This window comes from Avibacterium volantium (genome assembly GCF_049366555.1).
Taxonomy (GTDB): Bacteria; Pseudomonadota; Gammaproteobacteria; order Enterobacterales; family Pasteurellaceae; genus Avibacterium; species Avibacterium volantium_A.
The window spans coordinates 1-26,088 of sequence record NZ_JBMMGT010000006.1; the positions used below are offsets into that span (position 1 = coordinate 1).

Annotated in this window: 28 protein-coding genes; 15 read left to right on the forward strand and 13 right to left on the reverse strand. The window is 40.1% G+C overall.

Features of this window, described 5'->3' with window-relative positions:
* Positions 1-99: 99 nt before the first annotated feature.
* The gene (cmoB, locus tag ACLS0A_RS02590) at positions 100-1,065 is read right to left on the reverse strand and encodes a tRNA 5-methoxyuridine(34)/uridine 5-oxyacetic acid(34) synthase CmoB (protein WP_416082286.1); all 966 of its coding nucleotides are present in this window, start codon (positions 1,063-1,065) and stop codon (positions 100-102) included.
* A gap of 133 nt (positions 1,066-1,198) precedes the next feature.
* Between cmoB and rng the strand changes: the two genes are divergently transcribed.
* The 4 genes from rng (at position 1,199) to tldD (ending at position 5,014) form a co-directional block, all read left to right on the forward strand.
* A complete protein-coding gene (gene rng / locus ACLS0A_RS02595; protein ID WP_115249249.1) occupies positions 1,199-2,674 on the forward strand; it encodes a ribonuclease G in 1,476 nt (491 codons plus the stop codon).
* Between the two features lie 193 nt (positions 2,675-2,867).
* Positions 2,868-3,140, forward strand: coding sequence for an AbrB/MazE/SpoVT family DNA-binding domain-containing protein (locus ACLS0A_RS02600; RefSeq protein WP_103855606.1), 273 nt, complete (start codon positions 2,868-2,870; stop codon positions 3,138-3,140).
* A gap of 1 nt (position 3,141) precedes the next feature.
* Positions 3,142-3,495, forward strand: coding sequence for a type II toxin-antitoxin system PemK/MazF family toxin (locus tag ACLS0A_RS02605; protein ID WP_103855607.1), 354 nt, complete (start codon positions 3,142-3,144; stop codon positions 3,493-3,495).
* A gap of 70 nt (positions 3,496-3,565) precedes the next feature.
* Positions 3,566-5,014, forward strand: coding sequence for a metalloprotease TldD (tldD, locus tag ACLS0A_RS02610; protein ID WP_416082287.1), 1,449 nt, complete (start codon positions 3,566-3,568; stop codon positions 5,012-5,014).
* A 45-nt stretch (positions 5,015-5,059) separates the two neighbouring features.
* Here the strand turns inward: tldD and ACLS0A_RS02615 are convergent, their stop codons facing one another.
* Positions 5,060-5,410 (reverse strand): helix-turn-helix domain-containing protein, encoded by a 351-nt coding sequence (locus ACLS0A_RS02615; RefSeq protein WP_416082288.1) that lies wholly within the window; start codon positions 5,408-5,410, stop codon positions 5,060-5,062.
* Between the two features lie 215 nt (positions 5,411-5,625).
* Between ACLS0A_RS02615 and ACLS0A_RS02620 the strand changes: the two genes are divergently transcribed.
* The 8 genes from ACLS0A_RS02620 (at position 5,626) to ACLS0A_RS02655 (ending at position 12,868) form a co-directional block, all read left to right on the forward strand.
* Positions 5,626-6,546, forward strand: coding sequence for a helix-turn-helix transcriptional regulator (locus ACLS0A_RS02620; protein ID WP_416082289.1), 921 nt, complete (start codon positions 5,626-5,628; stop codon positions 6,544-6,546).
* A gap of 2 nt (positions 6,547-6,548) precedes the next feature.
* Positions 6,549-7,562 (forward strand): hypothetical protein, encoded by a 1,014-nt coding sequence (locus ACLS0A_RS02625; protein WP_416082290.1) that lies wholly within the window; start codon positions 6,549-6,551, stop codon positions 7,560-7,562.
* A 54-nt stretch (positions 7,563-7,616) separates the two neighbouring features.
* Positions 7,617-8,033, forward strand: a complete 417-nt coding sequence (locus ACLS0A_RS02630) for a hypothetical protein (RefSeq protein WP_416082291.1) — start codon at positions 7,617-7,619, stop codon at positions 8,031-8,033.
* A gap of 34 nt (positions 8,034-8,067) precedes the next feature.
* Positions 8,068-8,454 (forward strand): DNA repair protein, encoded by a 387-nt coding sequence (locus ACLS0A_RS02635; RefSeq protein WP_115249254.1) that lies wholly within the window; start codon positions 8,068-8,070, stop codon positions 8,452-8,454.
* Between the two features lie 20 nt (positions 8,455-8,474).
* Positions 8,475-9,554, forward strand: a complete 1,080-nt coding sequence (locus ACLS0A_RS02640) for a chemotaxis protein (RefSeq protein WP_416082292.1) — start codon at positions 8,475-8,477, stop codon at positions 9,552-9,554.
* 44 nt (positions 9,555-9,598) lie between these two features.
* The gene (locus tag ACLS0A_RS02645; protein WP_416082293.1) at positions 9,599-11,257 is read left to right on the forward strand and encodes an ATPase; all 1,659 of its coding nucleotides are present in this window, start codon (positions 9,599-9,601) and stop codon (positions 11,255-11,257) included.
* The gene (locus tag ACLS0A_RS02650) at positions 11,250-11,516 is read left to right on the forward strand and encodes a YkgJ family cysteine cluster protein (RefSeq protein WP_416082294.1); all 267 of its coding nucleotides are present in this window, start codon (positions 11,250-11,252) and stop codon (positions 11,514-11,516) included. The genes ACLS0A_RS02645 and ACLS0A_RS02650 overlap by 8 nt, the downstream gene beginning before the upstream one ends.
* A gap of 149 nt (positions 11,517-11,665) precedes the next feature.
* Positions 11,666-12,868, forward strand: a complete 1,203-nt coding sequence (locus ACLS0A_RS02655) for an aspartate aminotransferase family protein (RefSeq protein ID WP_416082295.1) — start codon at positions 11,666-11,668, stop codon at positions 12,866-12,868.
* 52 nt (positions 12,869-12,920) lie between these two features.
* On the opposite strand, the gene rho is transcribed toward ACLS0A_RS02655, so the two are convergent.
* Together rho and ACLS0A_RS02665 are read right to left on the reverse strand one after the other, a co-directional pair.
* On the reverse strand, positions 12,921-14,183 hold the full coding sequence (gene rho, locus ACLS0A_RS02660; RefSeq protein ID WP_103853956.1) for a transcription termination factor Rho: 1,263 nt from the start codon (positions 14,181-14,183) through the stop codon (positions 12,921-12,923).
* A gap of 80 nt (positions 14,184-14,263) precedes the next feature.
* Entirely contained in the window at positions 14,264-14,473 is a 210-nt protein-coding gene (locus ACLS0A_RS02665) for a hypothetical protein (RefSeq protein ID WP_416082296.1), read from the reverse strand.
* Between the two features lie 166 nt (positions 14,474-14,639).
* Between ACLS0A_RS02665 and ACLS0A_RS02670 the strand changes: the two genes are divergently transcribed.
* From ACLS0A_RS02670 to hutZ, 3 genes are read left to right on the forward strand one after another with little or no spacing between them, the layout of a single operon-like run.
* Positions 14,640-16,781: a TonB-dependent hemoglobin/transferrin/lactoferrin family receptor gene (locus tag ACLS0A_RS02670; protein ID WP_416082297.1), complete on the forward strand. Its 2,142-nt coding sequence runs from the start codon at positions 14,640-14,642 to the stop codon at positions 16,779-16,781.
* A gap of 15 nt (positions 16,782-16,796) precedes the next feature.
* On the forward strand, positions 16,797-17,303 hold the full coding sequence (gene hutX, locus ACLS0A_RS02675) for a heme utilization cystosolic carrier protein HutX (protein ID WP_416082298.1): 507 nt from the start codon (positions 16,797-16,799) through the stop codon (positions 17,301-17,303).
* Positions 17,297-17,815, forward strand: a complete 519-nt coding sequence (gene hutZ, locus ACLS0A_RS02680) for a heme utilization protein HutZ (RefSeq protein ID WP_416082299.1) — start codon at positions 17,297-17,299, stop codon at positions 17,813-17,815. Before hutX ends, hutZ begins: the two co-directional genes overlap by 7 nt.
* A gap of 125 nt (positions 17,816-17,940) precedes the next feature.
* Here the strand turns inward: hutZ and lipA are convergent, their stop codons facing one another.
* From lipA to rsfS, 9 genes are all read right to left on the reverse strand, one after another.
* Positions 17,941-18,903, reverse strand: a complete 963-nt coding sequence (gene lipA, locus ACLS0A_RS02685) for a lipoyl synthase (protein WP_416082300.1) — start codon at positions 18,901-18,903, stop codon at positions 17,941-17,943.
* Positions 18,904-18,920: 17 nt separating this feature from the next.
* Positions 18,921-19,574 (reverse strand): lipoyl(octanoyl) transferase LipB, encoded by a 654-nt coding sequence (gene lipB / locus ACLS0A_RS02690; protein WP_416082301.1) that lies wholly within the window; start codon positions 19,572-19,574, stop codon positions 18,921-18,923.
* Between the two features lie 26 nt (positions 19,575-19,600).
* The gene (gene ybeD, locus ACLS0A_RS02695) at positions 19,601-19,903 is read right to left on the reverse strand and encodes a DUF493 family protein YbeD (protein WP_416082302.1); all 303 of its coding nucleotides are present in this window, start codon (positions 19,901-19,903) and stop codon (positions 19,601-19,603) included.
* A gap of 93 nt (positions 19,904-19,996) precedes the next feature.
* The gene (locus tag ACLS0A_RS02700; RefSeq protein WP_416082303.1) at positions 19,997-21,184 is read right to left on the reverse strand and encodes a serine hydrolase; all 1,188 of its coding nucleotides are present in this window, start codon (positions 21,182-21,184) and stop codon (positions 19,997-19,999) included.
* A 29-nt stretch (positions 21,185-21,213) separates the two neighbouring features.
* Complete coding sequence (locus tag ACLS0A_RS02705; RefSeq protein ID WP_423105258.1) at positions 21,214-22,050, reverse strand: septal ring lytic transglycosylase RlpA family protein; 837 nt, start codon at positions 22,048-22,050, stop codon at positions 21,214-21,216.
* A 58-nt stretch (positions 22,051-22,108) separates the two neighbouring features.
* The gene (gene rodA, locus ACLS0A_RS02710; RefSeq protein WP_416082305.1) at positions 22,109-23,224 is read right to left on the reverse strand and encodes a rod shape-determining protein RodA; all 1,116 of its coding nucleotides are present in this window, start codon (positions 23,222-23,224) and stop codon (positions 22,109-22,111) included.
* Positions 23,224-25,161, reverse strand: a complete 1,938-nt coding sequence (gene mrdA, locus ACLS0A_RS02715) for a penicillin-binding protein 2 (protein WP_416082306.1) — start codon at positions 25,159-25,161, stop codon at positions 23,224-23,226. Before mrdA ends, rodA begins: the two co-directional genes overlap by 1 nt.
* Before the next feature lie 3 nt (positions 25,162-25,164).
* Positions 25,165-25,632 (reverse strand): 23S rRNA (pseudouridine(1915)-N(3))-methyltransferase RlmH, encoded by a 468-nt coding sequence (gene rlmH, locus ACLS0A_RS02720; RefSeq protein WP_017805627.1) that lies wholly within the window; start codon positions 25,630-25,632, stop codon positions 25,165-25,167.
* Positions 25,633-25,944 carry a ribosome silencing factor gene (gene rsfS / locus ACLS0A_RS02725; protein ID WP_103853974.1) on the reverse strand — a complete coding sequence of 104 codons (312 nt, stop codon included), beginning with the start codon at positions 25,942-25,944 and terminating at the stop codon, positions 25,633-25,635. It lies immediately after the preceding gene.
* Positions 25,945-26,088 lie beyond the last annotated feature (144 nt).

Genomic DNA, 26,088 nt, shown 5'->3' on the forward strand with positions numbered 1-26,088 from the left:
GCTTTTTAAGAGAGAGCCTTAGTAAGCGATAAATAAGAATGAAGCATTTTCACTCTTATTTATATTTTTGCATTATTGTAAGTGCGGTGTTTTTTCTAATTATTTATTCGCCAAAATCACTGCTCTTTTTGGCGCAGGATAGCCTTCAATGGTTTTGCTATGATCGTTTGGATCAAGAAAATCAATCAAGCTCTCATTTTCTAGCCATTCGGTTTTACGTTGTTCTTCAAGGCTGGTTACCGCCACATCTACACAGCGCACATTGTGGAATCCGCTTTTTTCTAGCCATAAAATCAAGGCGTTGACTGAAGGGATAAAATACACATTTTTCATTTTTGCGTAGCGATCTTGCGGTACAAGCACGGTATTTTCATTGCCGTCAATCACTAAGGTTTCAAGCACCAATTCACCACCCGCCCTTAACTGATTTTTCAATTGCGCAAAATGCTCAAAAGGGGATTTGCGATGATAAAGCACGCCCATTGAAAACACGGTATCAAACACGCCTAGAGGTTGCATTTGCTCAATGCCAAGGGGGATTAAATTGGTGCGGCGGTCATTATTTAGCAATTTACGCACCGCTTCAAACTGGCATAAAAAGAGTTCAGTGGGATCAATGCCCACCACCATTTTTGCCCCTTCGCCTACCATTCGCCACATATGATAGCCACTGCCACAGCCCACATCTAAAATCACGCGATCGTTGAGTGGGGCAAGGTGAGGCAGCACGCGATCCCATTTGAAATCAGAACGCCATTCGCAATCAATATGAATGCCATAAAGATGATAAGGCCCTTTGCGCCAAGGCATTAATTGCTTGAGATGATAAATAATGCGCTGACGCTCGCCTGCGCTGAGTTCAACATCGCCCTCAGATTGCACCGCACTTTTTAAATTAATCTGATTGGCGTGCAAATCAGGCAGAAAATCTACAATTTTTGCCCATTTGGCGTAATCGCCGTGGGTTTGCTTTTCCCACTGTTTAAGTTGAGCGGGTAAGGTTTCGAGCCAAGCAGAAAGCGGGCTGGTTGCAATTTGTTGATAAAAAGGACGAAAATCGATCATAATTTATAAACTGAACATTCCAAAAGAAATGGTTAAAATTTGAGAAAGGTCATATTTTACCTGATTTGGTACTGTTATTCTATTTCCCTTTTCGCTAGACTAACCAGCAGAAAAATAAGCAAATAAGATTAATATGGAAACCGTAGAATTATTAGTTAATGTAACGCCAAGTGAAACCCGCATCGCCCTTGTGGATACGGGGATTTTGAAAGAAGTGCATATCGAACGCCAAGCCAAACGTGGCATTGTTGGCAATATTTATAAAGGGCGAGTAACGCGCGTGCTGCCCGGAATGCAATCGGCTTTTGTGGATATAGGCTTGGAAAAAGCGGCATTTTTGCACGCTTCTGATATTGTTTCGCACACAGAATGTGTAGATGAAAACGAGAAAAAACAGTTCATCGTCAAAGACATTGCCGAGCTTGTGCGTGAAGGGCAAGATATTGTGGTGCAAGTGGTGAAAGATCCGCTTGGCACGAAAGGCGCAAGGCTGACCACGGACATTACGCTGCCTTCTCGCTATCTCGTGTTTATGCCAGAAAACAGCCACGTTGGCGTGTCGCAACGGATTGAAAGCGAAGAAGAACGTGCGCGCTTAAAAGATCTGGTATTGCCGTTTTGCGATGAATTAGGCGGCTTTATTATTCGTACTGCGGCGGAAGGGGCGCGAGAAGAAGATCTGTTGCAAGATGCCGAATTTTTAAAACGCTTATGGCGCAAGGTAATGGAGCGCCGCGCAAAATATCCAACACGTTCAATGCTTTATGGTGAACTTGCGCTTCCGCAGCGTATTTTACGCGATTTTATTGGGGTCGATTTAGAAAAAATCCGCATTGATTCCCATCTTTGCTTTGATGAAGTGAAGCAATTCACCGAGGAATTTATCCCAAGTTTGACGGACAAGTTAATGCTGCATTCAGGCAAGCAGCCCTTGTTTGATGTCTATGGCGTGGAAAATGCCATTCATACCGCATTAGACAAGCGCGTTAATCTCAAATCGGGCGGTTATCTCATCATAGAACAAACGGAAGCAATGACCACCATTGACATCAATACCGGCGCATTCGTAGGGCATCGTAATCTTGAAGAAACCATTTTCAATACCAATATTGAAGCCACCAAAGCCATTGCGCAACAGCTTCAGCTACGCAATCTCGGCGGCATTATCATCATTGATTTTATTGATATGCAAAAAGAAGAGCATCAAACCCGCGTGCTGGAATCCTTACAAGAAGCACTGGCGAAAGATCGCGTAAAAACCAGCGTGAACGGCTTTACTCAGCTCGGTTTGGTGGAAATGACACGCAAACGCACCCGCGAAAGTTTAGAACACGTTCTATGTGATGAATGCCCTGAATGTAGCGGACGTGGACGGGTGAAAACCGTAGAAACCATTTGCTACGAAATTATGCGTGAAATTATCCGCGTACATCACCTTTTCGACAGTGAAAAATTTGTGGTCTATGCCTCAAGAGCGGTGGCAGATTATTTGATCAACGAAGAAAGCCACGGACTCGTGGCAGAATTAGAAGTATTCGTTGGCAAACAAATTCAAATAAAAACCGAAGTGTATTACCACCAAGAACAGTTTGACGTGGTAGTAATGTAAAACTTCCTCAAAAAGCACCGCACTTTGTTTGAGAGTAGATTAAGGCAGATCAAAGTGCGGTCTTTTTTACGAATTTTTTGCGATAAGCCCTGCGGAATCATCATTCCTTTCTTGCACGACTTGAGAAATTAGCGTAAATTATCAACGTATCATTTGATGATACATTAACTGTTTTGTGAAAGTGAGTAAAGCAATGAATATCAAAGTTGAAATCAAACAGTGGGGAAATAGTAAAGCCGTGCGTTTGCCAAAGGATTTTGCTGCTGCAATGAATTTAAATGCGGGAGATATGTTGGAATTTGCGCAAGTTGATGAACAAACCATTAAAGTTGTTGTGCTACCCAATCCAAGCAAGGTAAAGAAAAAAAGATTAAGCCTTGCGGAACGTATCGCAATGACATCGCATAAAACGTTGCCTGCTTGCGATGAATGGGATTCCATTGAACCTGTGGGAGGCGAAGTTTAATATGGTAAAATCGCCCTTTGATCGTGGTGATATTATCTCGGTGTGTTTAAATCCGACGGTTGGAAAAGAAATTCAAGGAGAACGCAGACCTGCATTAGTGCTGAGTAGTCGTGCTTTTCATCAATTGGGTTTTATGAAAATTGCGCCGATTACACAAGGTAACGCTGAAATGGCAAGAGAAAATGGCTTTGCTGTTACCTTAAGCGGTACAGGCTGTAAAACGCAAGGTATTATTCTAGCTTATCAAACAAGAACCATTGATTTTAGAAATCGAGATGCGAAGAAATTAGAATCTGCACCAGATTATATTGTGTCAGAAGTGCAAGATATTGTTGAATCCATACTCAGAGATTAATATTATGGTTTAAGCTGTTAGCTTGACTAACAGCTTTTTTATTTTTAATGATGATTAAAACGAGAAAACAATGCTAAATAAAGTAACCCAATCGCTACTTGCGCCGAGTCAGTTGGCAACGCAAGATTTAATGAATGTGTTTAACCTAATGGATCACCGCAATATTGATTATGCGGATTTATATTTCCAGCTTAGCCAAGATGAAAGTTGGATGTTAGAAGACGGTATTATTAAAGAAGGCGGTTTTCATATTGATCGCGGCGTGGGCGTGCGTGCGGTGAGTGGTGAGAAAACTGGTTTTGCTTATGCGGATCAAATCAACTTGGCGAGCTTGCAGCAATGTGCCAATGCAGTGAAAGGCATTGCGCAGCCTACGCAGCAAAGTTTTATTTTACCACAGCCGTTCACACCAGTTTCTGCGGTGCAACGCTATGCCGCGATTAATCCACTGGAAAGCCTCAGTAAAGAAAAGAAAATTGAATTATTGCATCTGGTGGATCGCACTGCGCGTTCGGCTGATCCGCGTGTTACTAAGGTTTCTGCTAGTTTAAGCGCAATTTATGAAGAAGTGTTGATTGCTGCCACTGATGGCACATTAGCCGCGGATATTCGCCCTTTAGTGCGTTTGTCTATTTCTGTCTTAGTGGAAGAAGATGGCAAGCGTGAGCGTGGTGGTGCAGGCTGCGGCGGACGCTTTGGATTAGATTGGTTCTTTGAGATAGATAACGGCGAAATGCGCGCAGTGGCGTTTGCCAAAGAAGCGGTGCGACAAGCTTTGGTGAATCTTAATGCAATCCCAGCACCTGCTGGATTAATGCCTGTTGTGCTTGGTGCTGGCTGGCCGGGCGTGCTATTGCACGAAGCGGTCGGGCACGGCTTAGAAGGGGATTTCAATCGTAAAGAAAGTTCCTTATTTACAGGCAAAGTGGGCGAGCTGGTAACTTCACCGCTTTGCACCATTGTTGATGACGGCACATTGCCAAATCGTCGCGGCTCGCTCACCATTGATGATGAAGGCGTGCCAAGTCAATGCAACGTATTGATTAAAGACGGCATTTTGCAAGGCTATATGCAAGACAAAATGAATGCGCGCTTGATGGGCGTTGCACCTACGGGCAATGGCCGCCGTGAAAGTTATGCCCATTTGCCAATGCCAAGAATGACCAATACTTATATGCTTGAAGGAAAAAGCAAATTTGACGATTTGATTGCTTCTGTAGATCGTGGAATTTTTGCACCGCACTTTGGTGGCGGCCAAGTGGACATCACTTCAGGCAAATTCGTGTTCTCAACCTCTGAAGCCTATCTAATCGAAAATGGCAAAATCACCAAACCAGTCAAAGGCGCAACCCTTATCGGTAGCGGAATTGAAGTGATGCAAAATATCTCAATGGTGGCCGACAGCGTAGAAATCGACCACGGCATCGGCGTATGTGGCAAAGAAGGCCAAAGCGTACCCGTTGGTGTTGGGCAGCCCGCATTAAAAATTGAAGAAATTACGGTGGGGGGGACGAGTTAGTCATATTTTTCAAAGTAATTAGCCTCTATTTTTAGAGGCTATTTTTTATTCTTCTTTATATGCTTTCCATTTCAGCATTCGTTCTACCAAATTAAGTAGTTCAGCACGTTCATAACCATCTAATCCTTTTAATAATTGTTCTAATTGTCTAGCTTGATCCATAGAACGATTACTACTATTTGTTAATAAATCTGCAATTTCACAGTGAAAGATTTCAGATAATTCTAATAAACGCAAAATATTTGGAACTGATTTCCCACGCTCCATTCGAGAAACTGCATCATTGCTAATTTCCAAAATTTCTGCCAATTGTGCTTGAGTTAATCCTACTGCTTGGCGGTATTTTGCTATGGCTTGTCCTACATTGAGTAGTAGCTGCTTATTCTTATCCAGCATTATTTTCTCCCTTAAAAGAGAGAAATAATAGATATTGACTTCTATTCATAAATAGCACAATATACTTATACTAGATGTTAAAAGTCTAATTTTAGGGCGGAAAAATAATTTACAAAAAAATAAAAAAATTTTTAGCTCGACACAACCTGACGTAAGTCTTACTTAAAGCTTATTTACAATAGCTTTCAATCAATAACCAAACCGATTTCTAAGTTATGACAAAAAGCAGTAGAACCAATCAGTTAGCTCAACGTATCAGTGCTTTGCTTGCTGATCTCAATATGGGAAAACGTGTTGATATTAACCAACTTGCAGAACGTTTTGAAGTTTCTATCCGCACTTTACAGCGTGATATTAATGAGAGATTAGATTTCCTCCCTTGGGAAGAACTTGGCCCAAGATTTTATAAATTAAACCGCCAAAAGTTAGATATTTTAACGGAAGAAGATATTCAACGCTTTGCACTCTTTGCAAGTATCTCCAACCTTTTCCCAAGTGTTGATAAAGCTTTTTACCAAGAAAAACTCACACAATCTGTGCAAGTGAAAGGCTTTCAATATGAAGATATTTCACATCTGAAAGCTCAGTTTGATTTACTTAATCAAGCCATTCACGAAAGTAAAAAAATCTCTTTCAAATATAAAAAGTTATCAACGAATCAAAACAGTTTTTATCAGATTTCCCCTTATTTACTCACAAATAAAAATGGCATTTGGTATCTGGTTGGTACGGATAACAATCAAAATGATAAACAAAAAACCTTTTGTTTTACCCAAATTAGCCAGCTGGAAGTGCTAGCTGAGCATTTTATTCCTAATCAACAGTTTATTGAGCAAATTAAAAACAGCGATTCGCTTTCTCACGGCAATGTGATTACAGAGGTCGTGATTCAGGTTTCCGCCTTTGCAGCACCATTTTTCTTACGCCGTAATTTATTGCCAAATCAAAAGCTATTACACAAGTTAGAAAACGGTGAATTGTTATTGGCTTCAGAAAATGTCAATCCTCTAGATATTCTGCCTATTGTGCAATATTGGATTCCACATCTCTCTATTATCAGCCCGCAAAACTTGCAGGGAGAATTGCAAAATAATTTGGTGCAGTATTTGAATAAGATGGAAAAAAGCAGGGAGTAATTATGTCAAAGTATGATGTATTAGCAAATTATTGTGAAAATGATCTTCTTTTAACAAGAGAGGAATGGATTGAGCGATATGGTAATAGAACCTATCAAGATATAAATATTAGTAATCTATTAATTGATAAGTTAATCAAAATGAAGGTAGATTTCTCAATTAAAACAAATGATATAGCATATGAAGTGAAACGAGTTGAAGAGATTATTGAAGGTAATGGTTTCTCTTGCCGAGTATATACCGAGAATCGTTCTGTAGCAATTGGTGCCAGTGTTATCTCTGGTATTGGATCTTTGATTGGAGCAGCTTCGGCAGTAGCGATTGCTGCGCATAATTTGGCAACTTATGATCCAGATTTTGAAATTGGTAAAAGTCTAACAGAAAATAAAGTTAATGTGAGATATAAAAAAGGTAATACTAAAGATAATAAGTTTTTGCCACCAGATTCACCAGAAAGCAGCGCTCAAACATCAGTACAGAATAAAATAGAAGATAGTATTAATTGCAAGAATGCTAAAGCAGTAGAGAAGATATTTTCTATGCTAACAGAGTGGGTAAATACCAATTTTGATAAGGTTGAAGATAAATATAAAAGAGATTTTTTAGAAGCAGAATATTTTCTAATTTTATTCCATAATCTGATTAAAGAACTTTCAGAAGATAAATTGATTAATGTTGAAGATGCATCTGATATTGAGCTACTTTCTGCAATTTACTATTATTTTTCATTCTATGATTGCAATGATTTTACAGATTTATTTGAAGTGTTGGATGCATTTTCATCTTATCTAAGTAATAATGATGAAAATGTGATTTCACGTAAATTTGGAGTGGCTGGATTAAATTTTTCTTATTTATACAAGCAAATGTTACTTTTTATGTCAATAAAGTTAATTTTAAAAATGGAACTGGAAAGAAAAGAGCATCCAACTTTTTCAGGTTATGAAAAATGGAAAAAAGAAAAACCTAAGGAACATCAATATGCAATTGATGTGGTTTCTTATCTTTTTAAGTAAACTATCAATTTAGAATAAGTTATTTTAACTTAGCCAACTTTATAGGAGAAAATTATGTTAGTTGATGAAACCTCACTAACGAGAGTTGATTTAAATGATGTAACCTCACTAACGAGAGAACAATTTATTGATAAATATTCTTATCAAACATTTCACTGTTTGGCGATTTCAATGAGTTTTTTACAAAGGCTTATTGAATATAGAATGAATTTTTCTATTAGCACGTCTAATGTGATTGGAGATGCAAAAATAGTTGAAGCTGCTATAGAGAAAAATGGTTTTACGTGTCGTGTTTATACTGAAAATAGGGCGGCAGGTGTGGGAGCGGCTTTATTTTCTGGTGTTGGAGGTGTTATTGGTGCAGCCACTGCTATAGGTATTGCTGTACATAATTTAGCAACCTACAACCCAGATTTTGAGATTGGCAAAAACTTAATTGATAAAAAAATTAACGTAACATATAAAAAATAGTTCACTAAAACACAACGAACAATAGGAGATAAAAATGTTTGTACAAAATCTAACCTTAGAACAACAAGGTGCACTTATTTATTTAGCTAAAGAAGTTGCTCAGGCTGATGGCTATGCTGATGAATTACAAGCAGGTATGGTAGAAATTCTAAAACAACAGTCTGAAACTGGTGTGGCAGAAAGAGAAATTTCTATTAATGAGCTTGGTACATTATTCAACACAAAATTAGCAAAATATTCTTTATTATTAGAATTACTTGGTGTCGCACTTTCTAATGATGAATATCACGCGAATGAACAAAGTCTTATTGTTCAGTATGCTTCTAGTTTAAATGTATCGCAAGATGAATTACATCTGCTCGAAAAATGGGTTGAAAAACAATTTGCATTACAAAAAGAAATTAATGCATTACTAGCTTAATTAATAAGGAGAAAATTATTATGCCACTACCATTTATTTTGGCTGGAGCAGCGGTTGCAGCTGTAGCAGCAGGAGCCAAAAAAGGCTATGACGGCTATCAAGATAGTTCAAAAGCAGATGATATTATTGATAGAGAAAAACGCCGTTATGAGAATGCAGAGGAAAACTTTAAAGAACAAGAGAAATCAATGGGGAAATCTCTTGATAAATTAGGTCAATTACAATTATCTATTGGTGAAGATTTTTCCAAATTTGATACTCTCGCGAAATCCTTACTGGAAAAGCTCTCTCAATATCAAGAAACCAAAGATTTGCAAATCAATATTCCTAAACATCAATTAGATAAAATTCAAGGTGTTGCTTTGTCTGCTACTGTCTATTTAGGACAGATAGCTGGTTCTGCTGCGATGGGGGCTGGCGCAGCTTACGCCGTATATGGTGGAGTGATGGCATTAGCAGCTGCTTCTACAGGCACACCGATTGCAGCTCTTTCTGGTGCTGCTGCCTATAATGCAACAATGGCAGCAATTGGAGGAGGTTCTCTTGCTGCTGGTGGATTAGGTATGGCTGGTGGTGCGGCTATTTTAAGCGGTGTCGTTGCTGCACCAATTGCATTAGTAGCTGGTTTTGCTTATGCAAATCACGCAGAGAAGAAACTTGAAAATGCAAAAGAATATAGTTATGCCGTTAATCAAGCTATTTTAAGTATGGAGTCTGCTAACCAGTATTTTGAAGACACTCAATATTATGTTAATAAAATCTATGATGAACTTAGCAGAGTATATAAAATATTTAAACGATATTTTCAAGATTTAAAAAATATGGATACTTTGGTTCGTAACGGTGCGGACGTGACAGCTATTGGTGAACCGATTATTCGAATTACTCAGAATGGTTATGCCCTAGCTTCTATCTTGACGGATGTCATTACAACACCATTATTTAAAGCGAAAAAACAAGATAATGGCGAATTAGTCAAAGATGAAAATAATACTATTGTATTTAAAACAGATAGTAAGGGAATGAAAATCATCAATAAAATAGAAATTGATGAAAGCCTTGCAAAATCCAAAGATAGCTCAACAAAATTTGAAGCATAAATAATAAAAGGCGAGAAATATCTCGCCTTTTTAGGAGATAACAGATGACAAGCATTGCAGCAGACAAGCCAGAATTTGATTGGGCTGGTGAATTAGAAAAAACAGTAGTAAATTCATTAGTAACAACGTTTGGATTAGATTTTTTACTTTTTGAAGATAAACGGGGAGGGGATGTTGATACGATAAATAATGCTCGCCAGGGTGTTTATGCTACTGAAGAAGCTAAAAATACCTATGAAAATAGAGAGGCTTATGATTCTCACGTTTATCATTCAGATAAACGTTATATAGGAAAAGGTAGAGCGGATAAGGCATTGCAAGAACAAGGAAAATTAGATGATGCTTACCGAGTAGGAAAAAAATTAGGTAATAAGAAAGGAATCCGACAATTAGATCATACGATTTCAGGTAAAGAAATTTCTAATGATGCAGGACGTGTTTTAGCAGGGTTGAATGGAGTTGATTTAGCTAACCAAGAAAGCAATTTAAATTCTACACATTGGTATGTTAATAACTTGAAAAGAGATCATAGTGTAGAAAAGTTTGTTAATGAAATTATACCCAAAAAATCTGCAGAATTAGAAAAATTAATTCAAAAGAAAGAGCAAGAACTTGCTAAAATGCCAACCTCAACGCCACAAGAGCGTCATAAAAAAGATCTTGCCCACAATGAGTTAGAGCAAAGTAAAGCCAAAAAGAAAGTACTTGATGATGTATTAGAAAATAAAGAAAAAATCATTGAAGCAGATCAAAAGGCACGCAAGGCATATAATCAACAAATTAATTTAAAATACTATACAAGTGCTACGTTCTTTAAATCAACTGCGGTAGCCGCAGGTAAAAAAGGATTGCAAATGGGAGCTCGCCAAGCCTTAGGTTTGATTCTCGCTGAAGTTTGGTTTGAATTAAGAGAGCGTATCCCAGAAATTTATCAAGAATTAAAACAAAATTTTACTATTGCTAAGTTTTTAGAAAAAATTGCCGTATCGTTAGAAAATATTTTTAATCGAGTAAAAAAACGATTTAAAGATATTATTTCTGCTTTTAAAGATGGTGCTCTTTCGGGGATACTTGGCAGTATTAGTACAACGGTGATGAATATTTTCCTTGTTTCAGAAAAAATAGTTGTTAAGCTTATTCGCGAAATGTGGAATAGCCTTGTTAGTGTAATTAAATTAATTGCATTTAATCCTGATAAATTAGATACCAAAATGTTGTTTAAAAGTGTATTAAAACTGCTTGGTGCAGGCTTGGCAACTGCCTTGGGGGCAATGTTAAACGCACACTTAGCAAGTATGCTTGTATTCCCTATGGGAGATTTAATTAGTGCATTCTTAAGTGCTTTAGCAACGGGGGTTATGACATTAGCATTTGGATACTTCATTGAAAATGGGCTTTCTTTGCAATTTATATGGGACATAATTAATTCATATAAACAAAAATACGAAGTAATGATCAATCATATGAAAGAAATTAATGCGGAGCTTGATCGTTATTTACTACGATGGGCAGAGATTGAATTTAATCTTAAACCTGATGAAATTATGATTTTTGCCGACAGCTTAGAAGCCTGTAACTCTGAATTAGAACGATCACTTGTTTTAAAACAAGAAATCGAACGACGAAATATTGATTTACCTTTTGACCTAGGTGATGTAGAAAGTGCTAGAAAATGGTTTGCTAGCTTAGCAAAAAATGCATAATCTAACACAATTCCCTTGTGATGCTTGTGGCAAATGTTGTCGCCGAGTCAATTTAAGTGAGCAAACTCGCTTTTTAGATCGTAGCGATGGTGTTTGCCATCATTTCAATGAACTAACAAATCTTTGTAGTATCTACGAAAAGAGACCTCTTGTCTGCCGAGTAAAAGATTATTATTTAGCACATCTTTCTCATCAGTATTCTTGGGAAGAGTTTGTTCGTTTAAATATTGAAGTTTGTGAAATATTGAAGAAAGGATAAAGTCTTTCTTTTATTATTTGTAGCATTCTTGATTGTTAAGTGAGATAGTTCTGAATTAATGGCTTTGTTGATTTTATATTCAAAATAATTGATTAATTATTCATTTTAAACTATGCTATCCTCACTTTTGGAAAATTTAAGGATCGCAAATGAGTGCTTATAACAGACAAACCTTTGATGAAGTGATGATACAAAATTATGCGCCGGCAGAGTTTATTCCTGTGAAAGGGAAGGGGAGTAGAGTTTGGGATCAGAAAGGGCGAGAATATATCGATTTCACAAGCGGTATTGCTGTGAATGCGTTGGGGCATTGTCCTGATGAGATTGTGGCGGTGCTGAAAGAGCAAGGGGAAATACTGTGGCATTCTAGCAACTGGTTTACCAGTGAGCCAACCTTGCAATTAGCTACAAAATTGGTGCAGAAAACCTTTGCGGATCGGGTGATGTTTGTTAATTCTGGCGCGGAAGCTAACGAGGCTGCGTTGAAATTGGCTCGCCGTTATGCAGTAGATCATTTTGGCGCGCAGAAAAGCAAAATTATTGCCTTTAAGCAAAGTTTTCACGGACGTACATTATTCACCGTGAGCGTAGGTGGGCAAGCGAAATATTCCGGTGGCTTTGGGCCGAAACCTGCGGATATTATCCACGTTCCTTTTAACGATCTTACCGCGGTAAAAGCCGTGATTGATGACCATACTTGTGCCGTGATTGTTGAGCCAATTCAAGGCGAAAGTGGCGTGAAACCTGCTGATCCTGCATTCTTACAGGGGTTACGTCAGCTTTGTGATGAAAACAATGCCTTGCTAATCTTTGACGAAGTGCAAACAGGCTTGTCTCGCACGGGCTATCTTTATGCTTACATGAAATATGGCGTTGTGCCTGATATTCTGACTTCAGCTAAAGCCTTGGGCAATGGCTTTCCAATTGGCGCAATGCTCACTACCAATGAGATTGCAAAAAGTTTTTCTGTTGGTGTACACGGTACAACTTTTGGCGGCAATCCCCTTGCTTGTGCTGTGGCGTCAAAGGTGGTGGACGTGCTTTCTGATGAAAAATTCTTAGCAAAAATCCACCGCACTTCTGAATTATTTATGCATAAATTGAATGAACTAAATCAGGCGCTGAATTTATTTAGCGAAATTCGTGGTGAGGGCTTGTTGATTGGCGCAGAGCTAAATGCGAATTATCAAGGAAAAGCCAGCGAATTTGTGAAAAGTGCGGCTAAAAATGGACTAATGATTTTAGTTGCAGGTCCTGATGTCTTGCGTTTCACCCCCGCGTTGAATATTAGCGATGAAGAATTGCAAGAAGGGTTTGTGCGCTTGGAAAAAACCTTGCAAGAATTTGTGTAATAGATTGAATTAAAAAGAAAAACCTCGCATTTAGCGAGGTTTTTTATGGACGTTATGAACGCTTCATAATCTCGAAAAACTCTTCATTGGTTTTGGCAACGGCAAGTTTATCAATAAGGAATTCCATTGCTTCCACTTCACCCATTGGATTAAGGATTTTGCGTAGAATCCACATTTTTTGTAGTTCGTCAGGGGTGGTGAGTAAGTCTTCTTTACGCGTGCCTGAACGGTTAAAGTCAATGGCTGGGAACACACGTTTTTCAGCGATTTTACGCGAAAGATGTAGCTCCATATTCCCCGTTCCTTTAAATTCCTCGAAGATCACTTCATCCATTTTTGACCCTGTATCTACAAGTGCGGTTGCTATAATGGTTAAACTTCCGCCTTCTTCAACGTTACGCGCTGCACCGAAGAAACGTTTTGGACGATGTAACGCATTAGCATCTACACCACCAGAAAGGATTTTACCTGAAGCAGGGGTTACGGTGTTATAAGCTCGGGCAAGACGCGTGATACTATCTAATAAAATCACCACATCTTTTTTATGTTCAACTAAACGTTTTGCCTTTTCGATAACCATTTCAGCAACTTGAACGTGGCGTGAGGCGGGTTCATCAAAGGTTGAAGCAATCACTTCACCTTTTACCGAGCGCTGCATTTCCGTTACTTCTTCTGGACGTTCGTCAATTAATAATACGATAAGCACACATTCAGGATAATTATGGGTGATGCTTTGTGCAATGTTTTGTAACAACATTGTTTTTCCCGCTTTTGGTGGGGCAACAATCAAGCCACGTTGTCCTTTACCGATAGGAGAGGCTAAATCTAAAATACGCGCGGTTAAATCTTCTGTTGAGCCGTTACCACGTTCCATTCTTAAACGTGAATTGGCGTGAAGTGGGGTTAAATTTTCAAATAAAATTTTGCTACGTGAAACTTCAGGTTTGTCATCATTAACTTGATCCACTTTTAGCAAAGCAAAATAACGTTCCCCTTCTTTTGGCGGACGAATTTTCCCTTCAATTTTATCCCCAGTTTGTAAATTGAAACGGCGAATTTGGCTTGGAGAAACATAGATATCATCAGGGCCAGCAAGGTAGGAGCTGTCAGCGGAACGTAAGAAACCAAAGCCATCAGGCAGGATTTCTAACACACCACCACCGAAAATATCCTCACCGCTTTTGGCGTGTTGTTTTAGGATTGCGAAAACAATATCTTGCTTGCGTAAACGGGCTAGATTTTCTAAACCCATTTGTTCTTCACCGAGTTTTACCAGCTCGGAAACAGGCATATTTTTAAGTTCTGTTAAATGCATAATAATTTGAAATGTTGGTTAGATTGGAAAATGAATTTGTAATGAAGATGTTTGAACATAGAATGGGCGTAAAGTTACCATTAAATAGCGGTGATGTCTAGAAGATAAAGGGGTAAATAATAAAAAAATTGGCTAGTGATATTAATGCTAGCCAAGTGCGGTGTATTTTGGTTGAGTTCTTTGGAAAGCACGGCGGATTGTTGTAACTGCTGTTGAGAATCTGTACTTTGAGCAAGTGAAATAGCAGGTAGAAATCCCAGTCCATAAATTAAGCAATTGATTTTACGCATAAAATTCCTTGTTTATGGCGCATACTGTGTTTTAGGTAGGATTTGAATTGTATATAAATGAAAATTATTATCAATATCATTGACAATCCTTTTTTGCCTTTTTAAGATAAGCGAAATTTTTTTGGAAATGACAACTTATCAACAACAAAAAGGATAGAAAACACTTATGAAAATGAAGTTTTCACCATTGTATCTCGCACTAGCATCAACGATTTGTACGACTATTTGTAGCGCGGCTTATGCGGTAGAGCAGTTAGAACAAATTAACGTTCAAGCGTTGCGCGATCCCACGCAGTACACCAAAGATCAAGCGAATATCGCCATTTTAAATCGATCTCAATTAGATACTTTACAGCCTGCTAGCGTAGCGGAAGCCTTATCGACACAAGCGAATGTGGAGATTGCAGGCGGTTCGCGAACACTGGCACAAAAACCAGCTATTCGTGGTTTAAGTGGAACAAGAGTGGTTCAGGTGGTAGATGGCGTGCGGCAAAATTTTAATTTAGAGCATCGTGGATCTTATTTCTTACCAACCAGTATGCTAAGCGAAGTCGAAGTGGTGAAAGGGCCTGCAAGTACCTTATGGGGCAGTGGCGCATTAGGCGGTGTGGTGGCAATGCGAACCTTGAATGCCTTTGATTTACTTAGACCCAACGAAACTTGGGGGGCGTTGATCAAGCAAGGCTATCATTCGGCGGATTCAGGTTCACAAAGTGAATTGGCAGTTTATGGAGCAAATGGTCAGTTTGATTGGTTAATTCAAGGATTTTACAATAAAAATAAAGACTTACGTTTAGGTAAGGGTTTAGGCAAATTACCGCATAGCGAACTCACTCAGCAAGGTGGCTTAGTTAAAGCAGGTTGGCAAATAAATGATCATCATCGTTTAGAATTAAACCTGCGCGGCACGCAAAGTAAACAAACTGCGCCAGCTAATAATGAGATGTATGAGCCTTATACGCCGAATGATTTTGTTGCAGAAGTAGGGCAAATTTATGCAAGCGGTGGCAAGCCTGATTATGGCAAAGCTGGCGGTATCGCTGATCTTTCTGCACAAAAAGTAAAAGATCGTTCTGCGTCATTGCGTTATCTTTTCAATCCAGATTCCCGCTTGGTGAATGGTGAATTAACGCTGTATATCAATGATACCAAAGAAACCGAAACCAATCTTCGCACAGGTACCAATGATGAAACTCATTATAAAACCACGGGATTTAACTTGCGTAATGCCTCAGAGTTTGATCGTGTTGCCTTGATTTATGGGGTAGATTTTTATCAAGACAGAGTAAAAACAAAACGCGAGAAAAAAGCGCAAGATGGCACTTGCATCAATGCGACCTCTCCTCGTTGTCGTGATTATTCTACTGCCAATTATCGCCCAAATCCTTATGATGCCAAAGCCAATGTGTGGGGCGCTTATTTGCTCAGCCACATTAATCTCAGCGACGATTTCGTGCTTTCGCCAGCGCTACGTTTTGATAGCTACCAGAGTTCAGAAAAACAAAGCCAAAGTTATCGTAAAAACCACTTATCCCCTTCCGTTACCTTGGATTATCGAGCCACACCTTGGCTGAATTTAAGCGCAAAATATGCAGAAGCATTCCGCGCCCCAAGCCTGCAAGAACGTTATATTTCAGGCCATCATTTCGGTTTTAAAGGAATGGCGGAAGCGGTATTTGTAGAGAATACCGATCTCAAAGCCGAAGTGGCGAAAAATAAAGAATTGAGCGCCAAATTCCACTGGCAAGATTTGTGGACAGCGCAGGATAAGCTCAGCGTCACCGCAACGGTTTTCCAAAATGATGTAAAAGATTTTATTGAATTACAGCAAATTGGAATGATACGCCAAAAACGCACATTGCAATTCCAATATCGTAACGTACAAAATGCGCGTTTAAGAGGGGCAGAACTTGCCGCTCATTACGAAACGCCACGTTGGTCAGCGGATCTTCAGTATGGCGTATTGCGTGGTAAAGATCGCCAAACGGGCGAAGCCTTAGAAAATATCAATGCGGATAAAATTGTTCTTGCAGCGTCTTATGCGCTTGTGCCAGAAACTTTCACTGTTGGGGCAAAAGTGCGTCACTATTTTGCGCAAAAACGTGTACCTACATCGCATAAGGGGCATTATCCGTCTTATACCTTAACGGATATTACCGCTAGCTATGCACCACAAAAAGGCGAGTGGTCAAATTTACGCATTGATTTTGCGGTGGAAAATTTCTTTGATAAAGCCTACACCCCAGCTTTCAGCTTAACCCCTGAAGCAGGGCGCAATGTCAAAGTATCGTTAGCTTATCAATTCTAATTTGGGGGATAAACAATGATACAACAACAAATTGCGCAGGCATTGGCAGATAATCCTGATTTGCACACCCTTGATCTTGCCGCACAACTCAAGGTGAAAGAAGGAAAAATTATCCAAAATTTACCCCCGCACTTTATTGATTTTTATCGAGGAGATACGGCAGAGTTGCTGGCAGAAATTCATACTTGGGGCAACGTGGTTACCATTGTGGAAAAAGCGGGATCGATTTTTGAAATCAGCGGCATGTTTCCCCAAGGACAATTTGGTTACGGCTATTTTAATCTCAATATGAAAAAGGAAGCCGGCATTGCCTTACACGGACATTTACAGTTAGACAAAGTGAAACACATTGTTTTGTTGAGCAAGCCTTTTCGTGGTAAAGAAAGTTATGCCATCGCTTTTATTACTGATGAAGATGAGGTGCTATTTAAAATTTATCTTGGGCGTGATGAGCAACGCCAGCTCATTCCTGAGCAAGTTTCAAAATTTAACCAATTAAAAAATAAGGACAATTTATGCTAGATCGCCAACAACGTTTAAATCAACGCCTTGCGCCAGAAATTCAGGCCTTAAAACAGCAATGCAAAACCTTGTTATTAGCCACGGTTGATGAAAATGGCACTCCCAATGTGAGCTATGCCCCTTTTGCCGAAGGGGAGCAAGGCTACTATATTTTTATTTCCACCATTGCCAAGCACGCACGAAATCTAAAAAATAATGGCAAGGTTTCCATCATGCTCATTGAAGATGAAAGCGACAGCCGTCAAATTTTTGCTCGCCACCGTTTAACTGCTGATGCGCAAGTCATAGAAGTGGCGAGGGATTCTGAGCAATGGCAAATTGGCACGGAATTATTGCAAAATCGCCACGGCAAGGTGATGGAAGAATTGGTTCAATTCCAAGATTTCTCACTATTTCATTTGATCCCACAGCAAGGGTTATTCGTTAAAGGTTTTGGTCAAGCCTTCCAAGTTGCACCGAATAATCAAGTTGATGTGGTACATTTAGATCAAGGGCATATCGAACAGCACTAAGCCAAAAATAACGGAAAAAAGCCCTGCACTTTATTTCGCGGGGTTTTTTATTATGTAGAAAAAGAGCGGTGAAAAATCTTGAAATTTTCCACCGCTCTTTGTATTAGAGTAATTTAGTTGCTGGATTATTTCACCAATCCGCCGCTGGCTTGGAGATCAGCGTGGTAAGAAGAACGCACGAAAGGCCCGCAGGCGGCGTGTTCAAAGCCCATTTCGTTGGCTTTATCACGGAACTCATTAAATTCTTCAGGCGGAACATAGCGCGCCACAGGTAAATGATGGCGGCTTGGTTGCAAATATTGCCCGAGTGTGAGCATTGTTACGCCGTTGGCGCGTAAATCTTGCATCACTTGCAAAATCTCTTCGTTGGTTTCGCCTAAGCCCACCATTAAGCCTGATTTGGTTGGAATATCAGGGAACATTGCTTTGAACTCACGCAATAATTTGAGCGACCATTCATAATCTGCCCCTGGGCGAATATCACGATACAAGCGTGGCACATTTTCCAAATTGTGGTTGAACACATCTGGCGGATTATCTTTTAATTTTTCTAGCGCTTGTTCGATGCGTCCACGGAAATCAGGCACAAGGATTTCAATTTTGATCCCTGGATTAAGCGCACGGATTTCTTTCACACATTCAGCGAAGTGGCCTGCACCACGGTCAGGTAGATCATCGCGATCCACCGAAGTGATCACCACATAACGTAATTTCATATCCTGAATAGTTTCGGCTAATTTGCGTGGTTCGTCAGGATCTGGCGGTAAAGGCTTGCCGTGTGCCACATCACAGAATGGGCAGCGGCGGGTACAAATTGCCCCTAAGATCATAAAGGTTGCCGTGCCGTGGTTAAAACATTCGTGCAAGTTAGGGCAAGAGGCTTCTTCGCACACTGAATGCAAACCGTGGCGGCGCATACCATTTTTGATGCTATCAATTTTTGCTGAATTGGCTGGCAGTTTGATTTTCATCCACTCAGGCTTTTTCAATAAAGGCTGGTTGGGATCAATATTTTTTACTGGGATAATGGAAGTTTTTGCGGCATCACGGTATTTTACGCCACGTTCCATTTTAAAAGGCGTTGCCATTAACGCTCCTATTTTTGTTAAGAATTTGTTACGGAATTATACCCCAATAATTGGGTGAAGTGTGTAACTAATTTGGGCGAAACCTTGTCTGGCTGCGCTTCTTGTTGCGGGATAAAGTCTGCCATTTGAGACATTTCAAGCCCTGCATAACCACAGGGGTTAATGTATAAGAAAGGCGTAAGATCCATATTAATATTTAGCGCTAGACCGTGGAAAGAACAGCCTTTGCTAATGCGTAAACCGAGCGAGCAGATTTTTTTGCCGTCCACATACACCCCTGGTGCATCAGCTTTGGGATAGCCTTCAATGCCGTAATCTGCCAGCGTTTGCACCACCGATTGTTCAAGAGCGCTAACCAGCTGACGTACATTGAGATCTTTGCCTTGCGCTTTCAGGCGTTTAATGTCGATCAACACATACATAACTTGCTGACCCAATCCGTGATAGGTGATTTGTCCGCCACGATCCGATTGCACCACAGGGATCGCACTTTGTTGCAATAAATGCTCAGGCTTGCCCGCAGAGCCCTGGGTGAACACCGCAGGGTGCTGAACGAGCCAGATTTCATCTTGGGTATTTTCATCACGATTATCAGTAAATTGCTGCATTTTATGCCAAATTTCTTGATAATCTTGCACGCCAAGTTGGCGGATAATAATGGATTGGGTCATCGCCTTTACCTTATTGTTTATGCAGATTAAAGCACCATTCTTACGCCGTCAATTTTGGCAAGTTCGTTATAAAGGGTTTCCACTTGCTCAATATTTTCAGCCACAATATCCACTGAAATGGATTTGTATGTGCCTTTTCCGCTCACATTTTCACGCGGATTATAATCACCTTTGGCATATTTTTGTACCACAGCGATCACATCATCGGCTAAATCTGGGCGGTTTGTGCCCACCACTTTGAAGGTGAAATCACAAGGGAATTCAAGAAGATCTTTAAGTTGTTTTTGTGGAATATCTTCAAGTTTTACGACTTTTTCTTGTTCTGCCATTTTTTGTCCTCAAATTTGTTAAAAATTTAGACCGCACTTTGATTAGTGCGGCCATTTGAGCTTTAGATTGGGAAGATTTTACCAATTTCAAGTTTAGCTGAATAAACTTTTTACAGTTAGTACTAACCAATCCCAGATTTGGCCGAAGAAACCGCCTTCTTCAACATTGTTCATTACTTGTAAATCCACTTTAGCAATATCTTTACCATCAAGCTGATAGGTGATTTTTCCTACCACTTGGCCTTTCGCCAATGGCGCTTCAAGGTATTTTTTATCTAAATCATAACGGGCTTTCACTTCCGCTTGGCGTCCTTTTGGCAAGGTGATAAATTGATCTTGCAACACGCCAAGTTGTACTTTGCTGTTATCGCCATAATAAACACTTTGTTCGGAAACGGTTTTGTTGGCTTCTAGTGCTTTGAAGGTTTCAAAGTTAGCAAATCCCCACTGCAATAATTTTTTGCTTTCTATTTCACGGCCTTTGTAAGTAGGCACGCCCATCACCACTGAAATTAAACGCATATTGCCGTTGCCCAATGCAGAAGCCACAAGGTTGTAGCCTGCTTTGTCTGTATGGCCTGTTTTCATACCATCAACTTTAAGGGTTTTATCCCACAACAAGCCATTGCGATTTGGTTGGCGGATTTTGTTGAAAGTGAATTCTTTTTCCGCATAGATTTTGTATTCTTCTGGTAAATCACGAATGATATGCGCGCCAATTAATGCCATATCACGGGCGGAAGAATATTGATTTTCGTCATCTAAGCCGTGTACGGTGGTGAAATGGGTATTTTTTAGGCCAAACTGTTCTACATATTTATTCATTGCATTGATGAAATTTTGTGTTGAGCCTGAAACGTGTTCCGCCATTGCCACACAAGCATCATTGCCTGATACCACGATGATCCCGCGATTAAGATCGGCAACGGAAACCTGTTGGTTTAAATTTAGGAACATTTTTGATGAACCCGGGAAATTTTTACCCCAAGCGCTATTACCAATGGTAACCATATCTGAATCGTGGATTTTACCTTGTTTTAACGCATCGCCCACCACATAGCTTGTCATCATTTTGGTGAGTGAAGCAGGGTATTGGCGCTGATCAGGGTTAAATGCCGCTAACACCGCACCAGAATTGTAATCCATTAAAATATAGGTTTGCGCATTAAGTTGTGGTGCGGCAATACCATATTGAATATCTTCTGCCATTACAGAATGGCTTGCGCATAATGTAGCAGTGATAAGGGCAAATTTGGTTTTTTTAAGCATATGTTTAAACATAATTCATTACGTCCTAAATAGAGTTAAATTTATTTGTGGCTATAAATAATCAGTGGCTTAGTGCCATTTAATTTATGAAGTTTGGCTTTAAATTGCTGTGCTTCACTTTTAGTTTTAAATGGCCCAAAGGAAATACTGTGAGATTTTTTATTTGAGTCAATTTTTGTTTTGACTTTTAAGCGTTTGGCTTGCTTCACCATTTGTATTGCTTGTTTGTAGGTTAAGTTTAGCATTTTTACTTTATAACCGGAAAAATCTGTGTCAGAAAGCACCGCACTTTGTTTTGCGGATAGATCCAAACGTTTTACTGCTTCTGGTGTTTTCGCCATTTTAGCAAGGCTGTGCGTTCCCGCGCCGAGAATTTTCCCTTTATGATTAACGTGTAGCGCCTCAACGCGAACTTGTCCGACACCACGATGAATAATCCCCAGTTCTTTTGCGGCAACAAGAGAAAGATCAATAATTCTTCCTTTTATGAAAGGGCCGCGATCGTTAATTTTTACGATCACTTTTCTGCCGTTGTGTAAATTGGTGACCAAAGCGTAAGAATTTAATGGCAGAGTTTTGTGTGCTGCCGTATAGCGATTAGGATCATAATATTCGCCATTGAAGGTTTTACGCCCTGAAAATTTTTGGTGGTAGTAACTTCCTCCCCCTGTTTTGGCGTAGTGCTTAGCCGTACTCGGGTGCTTGGTGGTGTAACTGACGCCATTGACCACATAGGTATGGGTTTTGTCAGACATTTTTTGATGCACCAGTTTAGGACCTTTCACCCCATATAATTTTTGCGTTTCGGCATTGCTATTCACACTTGCTAGTGTGAGTAGAAATGCCAAACTCAGCTTAATTATTTGTGTTAATTTCATTTCGATTATTCACTTTAGTTAAAATTTTGTTGGAATACTGGTTAAGAACAATAAATTCTTAGTTAGTTCCCCTAAAGAAATGTTCTTTATGGCTATGAATGGACATAATCAAGCCAAAACCTGCCATTAATGTAACAAAAGACGTCCCACCATAGCTCATTAATGGGAGTGGCACACCCACCACGGGTAAAATGCCACTCACCATTCCGATATTCACAAAAACATAAACAAAAAAGATTAGCGTTAATGCCCCAACAAGGGTGCGACCGAAAGCATTTTGTGCTTCCACGCCAATCACCAAACCTCTTGCCACAATAAATAAATAAAGGCACATCAAAACGGCGAAACCAACCATTCCGTGTTCTTCACTTAATACGGCAAAGATAAAATCGGTATGGGGTTCAGGCAAAAATTCTAGCTGGGATTGCGTGCCTTGCATCCAACCTTTGCCCCAAATACCGCCCGAACCAATGGCAATTTTTGATTGCAAAATATGATAGCCTGCCCCAAGGGGATCTTTTTCTGGATCAAGCAAGGTTAGCACCCTTGTACGTTGATAATCGTGCATTAGGTAAAACCACATTATAGGAATAAAACCAGCCAGCCCAATCACCGCAATTAAAATCAGCCACCAGCTCATTCCTGCTAGAAAAACGACAAAAATTCCAGACGCACTTACCAGAATTGATGTACCTAAATCAGGCTGAATGGCAACCAATAGGGTAGGCACAATAATAATAAAGAGTGCAATAAAGGTATCTCTTAAGGTCGGTGGAAGCGGACGTTTGCCTAAATACACCGCCACCATTAATGGCACGGCAAGTTTGACGATTTCCGAAGGCTGAAAACGGAATAAGCCGAGATCTAACCAACGCTGCGCGCCTTTACTGGTTGTTCCCACCAAATCCACTAGAATCAGCAATACTATGCCCACACCAAATAAATAAGGGGCAATGCCCTGATAAAAACGCGGGGAAAGTTGTGCCATAACAAACATCACCACAAAGCCAAGGGTAACTTGAATGATACGGTTGCGGAACATCACTTCATTGCCACCAGAAGCGCTATATAGCACGAATAATCCATAGGCGGAAATCATTACAAGACCAAGAAATAGCCAGAAATCAATGTGTAAACGCTGCCACAAGCCGAGCCAGATTTTCCTTTTACTCATTATTCTGTTTCCTCTTGTTGGGGTTGTGCTTCGTTCTGTTTGTTTTCCATTTGGTTTACTTGTGGAAGCCGCTGATTAAGATAATAATCCATAATTTTTCTTACCACGGGGCCTGCGTTGCTACCGCCACCGCCTGCATTTTCTAAAATGATAGAAACCACAATTTTCGGGTCTTCATAAGGGGCATAGCCGATAAACCACGCGTGATCGTGCAATTCTTTGCTCAGAGATTTTGCATTATAGGTTTGGTTTTCTTTTAAGCTGAAAACCTGCGCAGTGCCTGATTTTCCTGCAACGTGATAGTTCGTACCAGCAAAGGCTTTACGCCCTGTCCCATTGCTCGCATTAATTACGTTATACATACCGCGTTTGGCTTGCGCCCAATAGCTATCATTGGCTTTAATATCGGGATATAAAAAAGGATCTTGGTAAGGTTCAAAGAAAGAGCCTTCCACCCCTTTCATTAAGTGCGGTGTATTTACCTTGCCATTATTAATTAAGATAGCTAAAGCCTTTGCCACTTGCAATGGCGTTGCTGTCCAATAGCCTTGTCCAATACCCACGGAAATGGTATCACCCTGTAGCCAAGGTTTTTTATACCGTTTTTGTTTCCATTCGCGCGAAGGCATAATTGCCGAGGTTTCTTCACGAATATCTAAACCCGTTGGCATACCAAAACCAAAGGCTTTCATCCAACCAGAAAGTTTATCAATCCCCATATTGTAAGCGAGCTGATAAAAGTAGGTATCGGAAGATTCGGTAATTGCTTTATTGAGATCCGTATAGCCGTGGCCTGATTTCTTCCAGTCGCGGAATTTTTTCGTACTATTTGGCAACATCCAATAGCCCGGATCAAACACCGTTGTGCTTGGCGTGATCAAGGCTTCTTGCAAACCAGCTACCGCAATAAACGGTTTTACCGTAGAAGCTGGCGGATAAGCCCCTTGCGTAACACGGCTATAAAGCGGACGCTCAGGATCTTCAAGCAGGCGTTTGTAATCTTTACCTGAAATGCCATCAACAAAAAGGTTATTATCATAACTTGGCGTTGAAACCATCGCTAAAATGCTGCTGTCTTTTGGATCTAGCACCACCACCGCGCCTTTATGTCCTGCTAGCAGATCGGTGATATAACGTTGCAATTCTAAATCAATGGTGAGATGAATGCTTTTACCCGCCACCGCAGGCTGTTCGCGCAATTTACGGATCACCTTACCACGGTTGTTAATTTCTACTTCTTCAAAGCCCACTTCACCGTGTAATTGTTCTTCGTAATAGCGTTCAATACCGAGCTTGCCGATATTGTGCGAGCCAGCATAATTGGCGTATTTGTCTTCTTTTTTCAGGCGTTCCACATCTTTATCATTAATTTTTGCCACATAACCTAAAATATGGGTGAGCGGTTCGCCGTACAAATAATGACGTTTAAAATAAGGCTTAACGGATAAACTCGGGAATTGATGCTGATTTACCGCAAAACGTGCGATCTGTTCTTCGGTGAGATCTGGCTTGAGTAAAATGGACGTATAGCGCGAAGAACGGCGGCGCTCTTTCTTAAAATTCGCAATATCGTCTTCATTTAACCCCACCATTTTTTTGAGCTGTTCAAAAGTGCGGTCTAAATTTTCTACTTTTTCTGGCACGATATATAAGCCAAAAAAGGTGAGATTTTCGGCAAGCAATTTGCCATAGCGATCGTAAATCAAACCGCGTGTTGGTGGCAACGGCAATAATTTGATACGGTTGCCATTAGAACGGGTTTGATAAGTGTCATAATTGACGATTTGCAGATGGTATAAATTGGTGAGCAAAATTGCAGACAGCCCAAGCACGCCTAAAAAAGACACCAAGGCGCGGCGAATAAATAGATTGCGCTCCGCTTTTTTATCGCGGATCGGCTCCATTGCTGGCTGAGAAAGCAATTTCTTTAAATCCATTGATTACTCTCGATGATAAGGGTGATTGGTAGTAATCGACCAAGCACGATACAAACTCTCTGCCACCACCACGCGCACTAAAGGGTGGGGTAAGGTTAAAGGGGAAAGCGACCAGCTTTGTTCGGCGGCTGCTTTACATTCTGGCGATAAACCTTCAGGCCCGCCGATGAGCAAACATAAATCCCGTCCATCATTTTTCCAACCCTCCAGCTGTTGTGCCAGTTGTTCGGTTGTCCAAGGCTTACCGGGAATGTCTAAGGTAACAATCTTATTGCGCCCACAAGCTGCCAGCATTGCTTTGCCTTCTTGCTCCAAAATGCGTTTAATGTCTGCATTTTTGCCACGTTTTCCTGCGGGGATTTCGATTAGCTCAAAGGGCATATCCTTTGGGAAACGGCGTTGATATTCTTCAAAGCCTGTGGTTACCCAAGCAGGCATTTTTGTGCCTACCGCAATTAATTGGATTTTCATTTAGCCCCAAAGTTTCTCTAATTGATACATTTCACGGCTGTCTGCTTGCATAATATGCACCATCGCTTGCCCGAAATCGACCACCACCCAATCTGCAGTAGCTTTGCCCTCTTCACCGAAGGATTCAAAACCCGCTTGCTTGCTTTCATCAATTAGTTTTTGTGCTAAAGAACTAATATGGCGGCTTGATGTCCCTGTGCAAATAATCATATTGTCCGTTACGCTTGATTTGCCTTGCACATCTAAATGCAAAATATCAACGGCTTTTAAATCGTCTAATTTGTTAATTAAAAAATCTACTAATGTTGTCATACGAAATGTTATCGCTCATTAAATTTGTGTGTTAAAAATCCGTCAATTCTATCACGAGATAAAACAGAAATAATAGAAAAAATCACCGCACTTTTCTTGTTTATGTTTTGTTTATAAAAGTGCGGTGGAATTTTGGCGATTTTT

Coding starts and splice junctions, on each gene's coding strand:
- cmoB (WP_416082286.1), bottom strand. CDS start 1,065: ATGATCGATTTTCGTCCTTTTTATCAACAAATTGCAACCAGCCCGCTT.
- rng (WP_115249249.1), top strand. CDS start 1,199: ATGGAAACCGTAGAATTATTAGTTAATGTAACGCCAAGTGAAACCCGC.
- ACLS0A_RS02600 (WP_103855606.1), top strand. CDS start 2,868: ATGAATATCAAAGTTGAAATCAAACAGTGGGGAAATAGTAAAGCCGTG.
- ACLS0A_RS02605 (WP_103855607.1), top strand. CDS start 3,142: ATGGTAAAATCGCCCTTTGATCGTGGTGATATTATCTCGGTGTGTTTA.
- tldD (WP_416082287.1), top strand. CDS start 3,566: ATGCTAAATAAAGTAACCCAATCGCTACTTGCGCCGAGTCAGTTGGCA.
- ACLS0A_RS02615 (WP_416082288.1), bottom strand. CDS start 5,410: ATGCTGGATAAGAATAAGCAGCTACTACTCAATGTAGGACAAGCCATA.
- ACLS0A_RS02620 (WP_416082289.1), top strand. CDS start 5,626: ATGACAAAAAGCAGTAGAACCAATCAGTTAGCTCAACGTATCAGTGCT.
- ACLS0A_RS02625 (WP_416082290.1), top strand. CDS start 6,549: ATGTCAAAGTATGATGTATTAGCAAATTATTGTGAAAATGATCTTCTT.
- ACLS0A_RS02630 (WP_416082291.1), top strand. CDS start 7,617: ATGTTAGTTGATGAAACCTCACTAACGAGAGTTGATTTAAATGATGTA.
- ACLS0A_RS02635 (WP_115249254.1), top strand. CDS start 8,068: ATGTTTGTACAAAATCTAACCTTAGAACAACAAGGTGCACTTATTTAT.
- ACLS0A_RS02640 (WP_416082292.1), top strand. CDS start 8,475: ATGCCACTACCATTTATTTTGGCTGGAGCAGCGGTTGCAGCTGTAGCA.
- ACLS0A_RS02645 (WP_416082293.1), top strand. CDS start 9,599: ATGACAAGCATTGCAGCAGACAAGCCAGAATTTGATTGGGCTGGTGAA.
- ACLS0A_RS02650 (WP_416082294.1), top strand. CDS start 11,250: ATGCATAATCTAACACAATTCCCTTGTGATGCTTGTGGCAAATGTTGT.
- ACLS0A_RS02655 (WP_416082295.1), top strand. CDS start 11,666: ATGAGTGCTTATAACAGACAAACCTTTGATGAAGTGATGATACAAAAT.
- rho (WP_103853956.1), bottom strand. CDS start 14,183: ATGCATTTAACAGAACTTAAAAATATGCCTGTTTCCGAGCTGGTAAAA.
- ACLS0A_RS02665 (WP_416082296.1), bottom strand. CDS start 14,473: ATGCGTAAAATCAATTGCTTAATTTATGGACTGGGATTTCTACCTGCT.
- ACLS0A_RS02670 (WP_416082297.1), top strand. CDS start 14,640: ATGAAAATGAAGTTTTCACCATTGTATCTCGCACTAGCATCAACGATT.
- hutX (WP_416082298.1), top strand. CDS start 16,797: ATGATACAACAACAAATTGCGCAGGCATTGGCAGATAATCCTGATTTG.
- hutZ (WP_416082299.1), top strand. CDS start 17,297: ATGCTAGATCGCCAACAACGTTTAAATCAACGCCTTGCGCCAGAAATT.
- lipA (WP_416082300.1), bottom strand. CDS start 18,903: ATGGCAACGCCTTTTAAAATGGAACGTGGCGTAAAATACCGTGATGCC.
- lipB (WP_416082301.1), bottom strand. CDS start 19,574: ATGACCCAATCCATTATTATCCGCCAACTTGGCGTGCAAGATTATCAA.
- ybeD (WP_416082302.1), bottom strand. CDS start 19,903: ATGGCAGAACAAGAAAAAGTCGTAAAACTTGAAGATATTCCACAAAAA.
- ACLS0A_RS02700 (WP_416082303.1), bottom strand. CDS start 21,184: ATGTTTAAACATATGCTTAAAAAAACCAAATTTGCCCTTATCACTGCT.
- ACLS0A_RS02705 (WP_423105258.1), bottom strand. CDS start 22,050: ATGAAATTAACACAAATAATTAAGCTGAGTTTGGCATTTCTACTCACA.
- rodA (WP_416082305.1), bottom strand. CDS start 23,224: ATGAGTAAAAGGAAAATCTGGCTCGGCTTGTGGCAGCGTTTACACATT.
- mrdA (WP_416082306.1), bottom strand. CDS start 25,161: ATGGATTTAAAGAAATTGCTTTCTCAGCCAGCAATGGAGCCGATCCGC.
- rlmH (WP_017805627.1), bottom strand. CDS start 25,632: ATGAAAATCCAATTAATTGCGGTAGGCACAAAAATGCCTGCTTGGGTA.
- rsfS (WP_103853974.1), bottom strand. CDS start 25,944: ATGACAACATTAGTAGATTTTTTAATTAACAAATTAGACGATTTAAAA.